8 protein-coding genes are annotated in these 9,040 nt (G+C 62.8%); 2 read left to right on the top strand and 6 right to left on the bottom strand.

Annotation, left to right across the window (positions count from 1 at the left end):
• Window positions 1-165: 165 nt before the first annotated feature.
• Together yghU and BFP89_RS23030 are read right to left on the bottom strand one after the other, a co-directional pair.
• Complete coding sequence (gene yghU, locus BFP89_RS23035) at window positions 166-993, bottom strand: glutathione-dependent disulfide-bond oxidoreductase (protein WP_065887783.1); 828 nt, start codon at window positions 991-993, stop codon at window positions 166-168.
• Between the two features lie 44 nt (window positions 994-1,037).
• Window positions 1,038-2,264, bottom strand: coding sequence for an MFS transporter (locus tag BFP89_RS23030; protein ID WP_065887782.1), 1,227 nt, complete (start codon window positions 2,262-2,264; stop codon window positions 1,038-1,040).
• A 65-nt stretch (window positions 2,265-2,329) separates the two neighbouring features.
• Between BFP89_RS23030 and BFP89_RS23025 the strand changes: the two genes are divergently transcribed.
• Window positions 2,330-3,316, top strand: coding sequence for an AraC family transcriptional regulator (locus BFP89_RS23025; protein WP_065887790.1), 987 nt, complete (start codon window positions 2,330-2,332; stop codon window positions 3,314-3,316).
• Between the two features lie 168 nt (window positions 3,317-3,484).
• Here BFP89_RS23025 and BFP89_RS23020 read toward each other — a convergent pair whose 3' ends face one another.
• Entirely contained in the window at window positions 3,485-4,252 is a 768-nt protein-coding gene (locus BFP89_RS23020) for an SDR family NAD(P)-dependent oxidoreductase (RefSeq protein ID WP_065887781.1), read from the bottom strand.
• 138 nt (window positions 4,253-4,390) lie between these two features.
• Here BFP89_RS23020 and BFP89_RS23015 point away from each other — a divergent pair, with 138 nt between their 5' ends.
• Window positions 4,391-5,539: an aldose epimerase family protein gene (locus BFP89_RS23015; RefSeq protein WP_065887780.1), complete on the top strand. Its 1,149-nt coding sequence runs from the start codon at window positions 4,391-4,393 to the stop codon at window positions 5,537-5,539.
• Window positions 5,540-5,654: 115 nt separating this feature from the next.
• On the opposite strand, the gene araH is transcribed toward BFP89_RS23015, so the two are convergent.
• From araH to BFP89_RS23000, 3 genes are all read right to left on the bottom strand, one after another.
• Window positions 5,655-6,623, bottom strand: coding sequence for an L-arabinose ABC transporter permease AraH (gene araH / locus BFP89_RS23010; RefSeq protein WP_065887779.1), 969 nt, complete (start codon window positions 6,621-6,623; stop codon window positions 5,655-5,657).
• A gap of 9 nt (window positions 6,624-6,632) precedes the next feature.
• Window positions 6,633-8,135, bottom strand: coding sequence for an L-arabinose ABC transporter ATP-binding protein AraG (araG, locus tag BFP89_RS23005; protein WP_065887778.1), 1,503 nt, complete (start codon window positions 8,133-8,135; stop codon window positions 6,633-6,635).
• Window positions 8,132-9,040 (bottom strand): substrate-binding domain-containing protein (locus tag BFP89_RS23000; protein WP_065887777.1); only part of this gene is annotated, 909 nt, incomplete at its 5' end. The genes araG and BFP89_RS23000, both read right to left, overlap by 4 nt.

Here is a 9,040-nt window from a genome sequence, read left to right as displayed (position 1 = left end):
GCAAGAGCGTTTTGCTTACTTTTGCGCTTTTCAAAAGTGAGCCGCCGTAAGGGCGGAACCCATAGCAGCCGTGACCGCAGAAACGGATATGTACTCGGTCCAATCCAACATCCTGGTCGGCCCAGAGGCCGCCATCGGGAGCCCCCCTCCCACATTGGATTTCACTCAGTCCAGATCACGTGCATCATGGCGCTCAGCCAACTGATCGTCGCCCGACACCCGATTCACCCGCCGCCCACGCTGCACCGCCGGCCGCGCATCGATCGCATCGGCCCAGCGCAACACATGCTTGTACTCATGCACCGACAGAAACTCCGCCGCCCCATACAAGCGCCCTTTCACCAACCCGCCGTACCAGGGCCAGATAGCGATATCGGCAATGGTGTACTCATCCCCGGCAATGTACTTGCTCACCGCCAGGCGCTTGTCCAGCACATCCAGCTGACGCTTGGCCTCCATGGCAAAGCGATTGATCGGGTACTCCATCTTGCTTGGCGCATACGCATAGAAATGCCCGAAGCCGCCGCCCAGATACGGTGCGCTGCCCATCTGCCAGAACAGCCACGACAGGCACTCGGCACGCGCCGCAGGTTCGGCGGGGAAGAACGCCGCGAATTTTTCGGCCAGGTATTGCAGGATCGCGCCCGACTCGAACACGCGAATCGGCGCCGCGCCGCTGTGATCCATCAACGCCGGAATCTTCGAATTCGGGTTGACCCCCACGAAGCCGCTGCCGAACTGGTCGCCGTCGCCGATCTTGATCAGCCAGGCGTCGTATTCGGCGCCGGTGTGCCCGAGGGCCAGCAACTCTTCGAGCAGGATGGAGACCTTCTGCCCGTTGGGCGTGGCCAGGGAATACAGTTGCAAGGGATGCTTGCCCACCGGCAGCGCTTGCTCATGGGTGGCGCCGGCGATGGGCCGGTTGATGCTGGCGAAGGTGCCGCCGCTCTCGGCGTCCCAGGTCCAGACCTTGGGGGGTACGTAGTCAGCCATGTTCAATGCTCCTGGAGCGCTTGCGATCAACGAAGGGTTTCAGACTAAACCAAAGACGGGTGGTGCGTCACACTCAGGTCACCGTCCTGCCCTGGTACCTGCACACGCAGTGCGATGAGCAACGCCGCGAGCAGCATCAACACACCCGCCCCGACAAACACCCCGCCAATGCCGCTGACGCTGAACATCAACCCGCCACCGGCAGCGCCCGCAGCGATGGCCGACTGCACCGACGCCACCACCATGCCTCCGGCACTTTCGGCCTGGTCCGGCACCGCACGCGCGACCCAGTTCGACCACGCCACGGGCACGCCGCCAAACGCCATGCCCCAGAGCGCCAGGAGCAGCGCCTGGGTCGGCAGTGACGTAGGCAGCCAGACCAACGCCAGTGCCGCAACGCCCACCAGCACCGGCATCAACACCAGCGTTGCCCGTGGGTGGCGCACCAGCAACCAACCGGCGAACAGCGTGCCGGCGAAGTTCGCCACGCCGAAACCCAGCAGCATCAGCGCCAGCCCTTCGGTGCCGACGCCGGTGGTGCTTTCCAGGAACGGCCGGATATAAGTGAACAGCGCGAAATGCGCGGTGTGCACCAAGACGCAGCCGAACATGCCCATGGCGATGCCGGGGCGCAGCAACACGTGCAGCACGGTGCGCAGGCGCGCGGTGCCATTGGGCGCCAGGCGCGGCAGCGTGAATGCCTGGAAGGCCAGGGTCACCACGCCGACGGCGGCCGCCGCGATAAATGCACTGCGCCAGCCGTACAGGCCACCCAGGTAGCTGCCCAGCGGCACGGCGACCACGGTACCCAATGCGATCCCGCTGAAAATGATCGACAGCGCCCGGGGCAAGGACGCCGCAGGCACCAGGCGCATTGCCACCGCCGCCGCCATGCTCCAGAAACCGCCGAGGGCAATGCCCAGCAGGATGCGCATCAGCAACAGCACCGTCAGGCTGGAGGACAGCGCCACCAGCAGGTTGGAGGCAATCATCAGCGTGGAAAAGCCCAGCAGCACGATGCGCCGGTCGATACCACGGGTCAGGCCGGGCACCAGCAAACCGGCGAACAGCGCCACTACCGCCGTCACCGTGACCGCTTGCCCGGCCAGTGCCTCTGTAACGCCCAGGTCCAGGGCCATCGGCGTCAACAGGCTGGCCGGCAAATACTCAGCCGTGAGCAAGCCGAACACCCCCATCGCCAGGGAAAATACCGCCAGCCAGGCCGGCTCTGCCACAACGCCTGCAGGCGCATGGGCTGCACAATCAGTCATAACAAGTCTTCCTACAGTCATTAACGTGGCGCTCAGTCTAGGTAGGCCGGCCAGGATGATCTATGATGCAGAACCTCGATTATTTGACTGAAACCCCGAATATGACTTCAGTGGACGCTTTCACCGCTTCCTCCGACCTGATCAATGAATTGCTGCGCGGCATGCGCCTGCGGGGTGTGCAGTACCGGCGCATCCAGGCCGGGCCTACGTTCGGCATGGCCTTTGATGCCAAGCCGGGCCATGCCTATTTTCACTTTCTCGCGACCGGTCGCGCCACGCTGCGTGCCGAGGACGGCAGCCTTTTCGCCCTGTCGGCCGGCAACGCGGTGTTCGTCTCCCACGGCGGCGCGCACGCGCTGTTATCCGCGCCGGATGCGGCTGTGCAGGACATCAGTGATTTCGCCAGCGCTCCGCTGGGGGATACCGTCTGCGCCGTGAACGCCTCACCCGATACCGTCCCCGACAGGCTGTTGTTCAGTGCATGCATGGAGTTCGAGCTCGGCAGCCTCCACGGGCTCGGCAACCTGATGCCGGCCCTGATGCTGATCGATGCCGCAGGCCAGCGTTACCCGGGACTGATGCCGATTCTGGCGGTCATGGAACGCGAAGTGTCCGCGGCGCGCGTGGGTTATGCCGGTATCCTCGCGCGCCTCGCCGATGTGGTGGCGGCGATGATCGTACGGGGTTGGGTCGAGTGCGCCTGTGGCAACGCCTCGGGACTGGTGGCGGCGTTACGCGACCCGCGCCTGGCCCCCGCCCTGCTCGCCCTGCATCAGCAACCGGGCCACGACTGGAGCGTGGCGCAGCTTGCCACCCAGTGTCACACCTCGCGCTCGGTGTTCGCCGATCGCTTCCAGGCCGCCCTCGGCGTACCGCCGCTGCGCTATGCCACGGAACTGCGTATGCGCCTGGCCAGCCAATGGCTGACCCTGGAGCGCATGCCCATCGACACCGTGGCGCAACGCCTCGGCTACACCTCCCAGGCGGCGTTCAGCCGGGCCTTCAAGCGCATTACCGGACAGCCGCCCGGCGCTGCAAGGCGTTCGACATGAACGACTGACGCACCCGCTCTTCAAGCGCGACACCATCGAATGCACACCACTATTCAAATGTGGGAGGGGGCTTGCCCCCGATGGCGGTGTACCAGTCAACATATAAGCTGGCTGACACATCGCCATCGGGGGCAAGCCCCCTCCCACAGTTGGACCGCGGCGTGGGCCCTACACCCAACCACCATCCACGATAAAGTTCTGCGCCGAACACATCGCCGAAGCGTCCGAGGCGAGGAACAGCGCCATATTGGCGATATGCTCGGGCATCACACTGCCCGGCAGGCACTGGCTGCGGGCGATCAGCTCGCGGGCGGCGTCGTCTACCCACAGGGCCAGTTGTTTTTCCGTCATCACCCAGCCTGGCACCAGCGTGTTGACGCGGATGTGGTGCGGCCCCAGCTCCCGAGCCAGGCCGCGGGTCATGCCGTGGGCGGCGGCCTTGCTGGCGGCGTACACCGGGTAGCCGGCGGAGGCCATCATCCAGCCGACGGAGCCGAGGTTGATGATCGAACCGCCACCGGCGTGTTTCATCATCGGTGCCACGGCCTTGGCGGCAAAGAACGCGTGCTTGAGGTTGACCGCAATCAGGCGGTCGAACATCTCCGAGTCGATTTCCTCCAAGGTATGGCGCACATCGTTCGCGGCGTTGTTGACCAGTACCGTGATCGGGCCCAGGGAGTGCTCGAAACGCCCGATCGCTGCACGGTAGCCAATCTCGTCGGTGATATCGCAGCATTCGAACTCGACGGTATGCCCCTTGGAGTTCAACAGTGCCGCCAGGCGTTCGCCCTGGCTTTGTGCGCGGTCCACGAAGGCCACCTTGGCGCCCTGGGCCGCGAAGGCCCGCACCATGAATTCGCCGATGCCGGAAGCCCCGCCGGAGATCATTACGGTCTTGCCCTTGAGGTCGGGATACAGGGCGTGCTCAGTACTCATAACGTGATGCCTCGATCAATTAGTCTTATTTTATTTTACGAAATCGGCGTTAAAGGCTATAAATTCGCTGTCCAAGTGACGAAATATCGCACATTAGTAGAACTATTCAATCCTAAAACAACAAAAGGAAGTTCGACCATGAAGCACCCTCGATACCTGCTGTCCGGCCTGGCGCTGTCCATGCTGATCGCCAGCGGCGGCGCACATGCCGCCGGCTTGAGCAGCGAACACAAACCCTTCGGCAAAACCAACGACGGCACCGCCGTCGAACAATACGTGCTGCGCAACAGCCATGGCATGCAAGCCACGGTGATTACCTACGGCGGTGTGCTGCAGTCGCTGAAGGTGCCGGACAAACACGGCAAGGTCGACGACGTGGTGCTGGGTTTTGACGACGTGCAGGGCTACCAGGCCGGCACCGCGTTTTTCGGCGCGACCATTGGCCGCTTCGGCAATCGCCTGGCCGGCGGTGCCTTTGAACTCGACGGCAAACGCTACCAGGTGCCGCTCAACGACGGCCCCAACTCGCTGCATGGCGGCGCCCAGGGCTTCGACAAGCAGGTGTGGCAAGCCAAGCCGCTCAAGGACAAGGATTCGGTCGGGGTCACCCTCACCTACCTGTCCAGGGACGGTGAAATGGGCTTCCCCGGCAACCTGAAAACCGAAGTCACCTATCGCCTGAACGACAAGAACGAACTGCACATCGATTACACCGCCACCACCGACAAACCAACCGTGCTCAACCTCACCAACCACAGCTACTTCAACCTGGCCGGCGCGGGCAATGGCGACATCCTCAAGCAGGTCGCCACCCTGCACGCCAGCCATTACACACCGGTGAACGCCACCCTGATCCCCACCGGCGAACTGGCGCCGGTCAAGGGCACGCCGATGGACTTCCTCAAGCCCACGCCTATCGGCCAGCACATCAAGGACGACCACCCGCAGCTCAAGTTTGCCGAACCGAAACAGGGCGGGTTCGACTTCAACTGGGCGCTGGATACCAAGGGTGACGTCAAGCAGCTGGCGGCCGAGGTGCATGATCCCGAGTCGGGTCGGCGTTTGCAGCTCTACACCAGCGAGCCTGGGGTGCAGTTCTATACCAGCAACTTCCTGGACGGTTCGATGAAGGGCAAGGGCGGCAAGGCCTATCAGCATTGGAGCGGATTCACCCTGGAGACCCAGCACTTTCCGGATGCGCCTAACCAGCCTGGTTTTGCCTCGACTCGCTTGAACCCAGGGCAAACCTACACCCAGAACACCATTTTTAAATTCACTGCCGATTAAAACTGTGGGAGGGGGCTTGCCCCCGATTGCGGTGGGTCAGCTACAGATGCATCAACTGACTCACCGCTATCGGGGGCAAGCCCCCTCCCACATTTGATCTCCTGATGACTTGGATTCAGCGTTGCTTCATGCGGTCGATGACCACGGCCAGCAGCAGGATCGAGCCACGGATCACATACTGATAAAACGTGTCGATGTTCTTCAGGTTCATCGCATTCTCGATGATCGCCAGAATCAACACCCCGGCAATCACATGGCGAATCATGCCGATACCGCCACTCAATGACACCCCGCCCAGCACACAGGCCGAAATCACCGTCAGCTCGAAGCCCTGGCCGATCATCGGTTGGCCGGAGGTCATGCGCGAGGCCAGGATCACCCCGGCCAACGCGCCGATCAAACCGTGCACGGCGAAGATCAGGATCTTGGTGCGATCAACGTTCACGCCGGCCAGCAACGCCGCTTCCGGGTTGCCGCCGATGGCCATGGTGTTGCGCCCGTAGGTGGTGTAATTGAGCAACCAGCCGAAGAACAGAAAGCACACGATGGTGATCAGGATCGGCACCGGCACGCCGAACAACTGGCCGTTGCCGAACACGAAGAACTGATCCTGGGACACGCCCACCGCTTTGCCGTCGGCAAAGATATAGGCCAGGCCACGCACGATCTGCATGGTCGCCAGGGTGGTGATCAACGCGTTGACCCGCAGCTTGGCGATGACGATGCCGTTGATCAAGCCCACCATCAGGCCCATCAACAGCGCTGCGCCGATGCCCAGCATCACGCTGTCGGTGTCGCGCATCACAATCGCCGCCACCACGCCGGCGCAGGCAATCACCGAGCCCACCGACAAGTCGAAGTGCCCGGAAGCCAGGCAGAACAGCATGGTGCACGCGGCAATGCCCACCGTGGAAATCGCCAGGCCCAGCCCGCGCATATTCAGCGGCGAGAGGAAGTTATCGATCAACAAGGCACACAGCACAAAGATGCCTATCGCCGCCAGCAGCATGGCCCAGTTGTCGAGCAGTGCGCGCAGATCGAGGGGTTTGCGTGCCGACGGCAACGCGTTGTTTTGAAGGGTCATGGTCGTCTCTCAGTTCGCCAGGCCGCGCGGCAAGGCCAGCTGCAGCAGGTTGGATTCAGTCGCGTTTTCGCGCAGTTGTTCACCGCGCATGGCGCCTTCGCACAGCACCAGGATGCGGTCGGAAATGCCCATGACCTCCATCAGGTCGCTGGACACCACGATCACCGCGATACCCTGGGCCGCCAGGTTGTGGATGATCTGATAGATCTCCGATTTGGCGCCGATATCGATACCGCGCGTGGGTTCATCCAGCAGCAGCACTTTCATCGGCATCGACAGCCAGCGGCCGAGAATGGCCTTCTGCTGGTTGCCGCCGGACAGGTACATGATTTTCTGTTCGGCGCTGGGCGTCTTGACCTTCATCGCCTTGATTTGCCCGTCGGCGTTGCCCTTTTCCCAGCCATCACGCAGCAGCCAGCCGAACGCCGAATGCGCGCCACGGGCACTGATGTTGATGTTTTCAGCAACGCTGGACAGCGGAATGATGCCCTCCTTCTTGCGGTCTTCCGGACACAGCAGCACGCCGGCCGCGATGGCATCGCGGGGTGAACGCAATTGCAGCGGCTCACCGCACAACTCCAGGCTGCCGGCACTGGCGCGTTCCAGGCCGCTGAGCAGGCGGAACAGTTCCGTGCGCCCTGCCCCCACCAAGCCGAACAGGCCGAGGATTTCGCCTTTGCGCACGTTGAAACTGATCGGCTCGCGCAGGCCGGGGCCGAGCAGGCCGTCGACCTTCAGGGCCACTTCGCCGTGCTCGCGCGGGCGATAGTCGTAGATGTCCTGGATATCGCGGCCGACCATGCAGGTCACCAACTGATCGTGGCTCAGCGCGCTCATGTCCTCGAAGGTGCGCACGAAGCGCCCGTCCTTGAACACCGTCACCGCAGTGCAGATACGGAACACTTCTTCCATGCGGTGCGAGACATAGAGCACCACTTTGCCCTCATCGCGCAGGCGCGCAATGATCGCCATCAAGCGATCAATCTCACGCGCAGAGAGGCTGCTGGTCGGCTCATCGAAGGCAATCACGTGGGCGCCACGGGACAGCGCCTTGGCGATTTCCACCAATTGGCGCTGGCCCAGGGACAGGCGGCCGAGCTTTTCCTGGGGATCGATTTCATCGGCCAGGCCCTTGAGGCACGCCAGCGCCTGCTGGCGCAGCACGCTGCGGTTGACCACGCCAAAACGCGACGGCAGATGCCCGAGGAACAGGTTTTCGGCCACGGTCATTTCCGGCACTAGGTGCAGCTCCTGGTGGATCACCGCCACGCCGCTGGCAATGCTGTCGGCGGCGTTCTTGAAGGCCATGACCCGCTCGCCGATCTGCACCGTGCCGCTGCTGGGAATATAGGCGCCGCCGAGGATCTTCAGCAGCGTCGATTTACCCGCACCGTTCTCGCCCATCAGGGCGTGCACTTGCCCCGGGTGCGCGGTGAAGCTGATGCCATCGAGCGCCTTGACCCCAGGGAAGGTTTTGCCGATACCGTCAAAACGCAGGGCCGCAGCGGTCATTTCCACAGCCCGATCTTGGTCAGTTCTTCCTGGAAGTTGGCGCGGGTGATCAGGGTCACTTCGTCCATGGCGGTGTATTTGGCGGGCTCTTTACCGGTGGTGACCCACTCGTACATCGCCAGCGCGGTGTTGTAGCCCTCGATATGCGGGCTTGGCAGCATCGAGCCGAAGAAGCCGCTGTCGGCTTTCTTCAATTCGCCGATGGCGTCGGTGCCATTGATGCCGATGCCGATCACGTTGGCGGCCTTGAAGCCGGCGCTTTCAGTGGCACGTACGCCACCGAGCACGGTGTTGTCGTTCATGCCGCCGATGATCAGGTTTTTCGCGCCGCTGGGCAGCTTGACCAGGGCCGAGTTGGTGGCGTCCATGCTGCCGGGCACGTCGAGGGTTTTAAGCGCGGCGGTGAGGATGTGGTCCTTGGGAATGCCGGCTTCTTCCAGGGATTTGATCGAACCGTCGGTGCGTTTCTTGCCGGTGTCGAGTTCGTTGAAGGTGTTGATCACCGCGTAGGTGTCCTTCCAGTCCCAGCCGCGTTTTTTCGCTTCGGCGGCCATGGCGGCGCCCTGTTTCTGGCCCACTTCAAACGCGGCCATGCCCAGGTACGGCACGTCCTCCATGAAGTTGCCCTTGGCGTCGACGAAGCGGTCGTCCACGGCCATCACTTTGAGGCCGTTGACCTTGGCCTTGGCGACAATCGCCGGGCCGAGGGACACATCCGGCGGGCAGATCACAAAGCCCTTGGCGCCGTTGGCGGCCAGGCTGTCGATGGCCGACAGGGTTTTCTCGCCATCCGGCACGGCGATCTTGATCACGGTGAAACCGTGCTCCTTGCCGGCTTTTTCGGCGAAGGCCCATTCGGTCTGGAACCAGGGTTCTTCGGCCTGTTTGACCAGGAAGCCGATCTT

The sequence above is a fragment of the Pseudomonas sp. 31 R 17 genome, from assembly GCF_900004915.1.
Taxonomy (GTDB): domain Bacteria; phylum Pseudomonadota; class Gammaproteobacteria; order Pseudomonadales; family Pseudomonadaceae; genus Aquipseudomonas; species Aquipseudomonas orientalis_A.
This window is presented reverse-complemented; position numbering and strand designations above follow the sequence as displayed.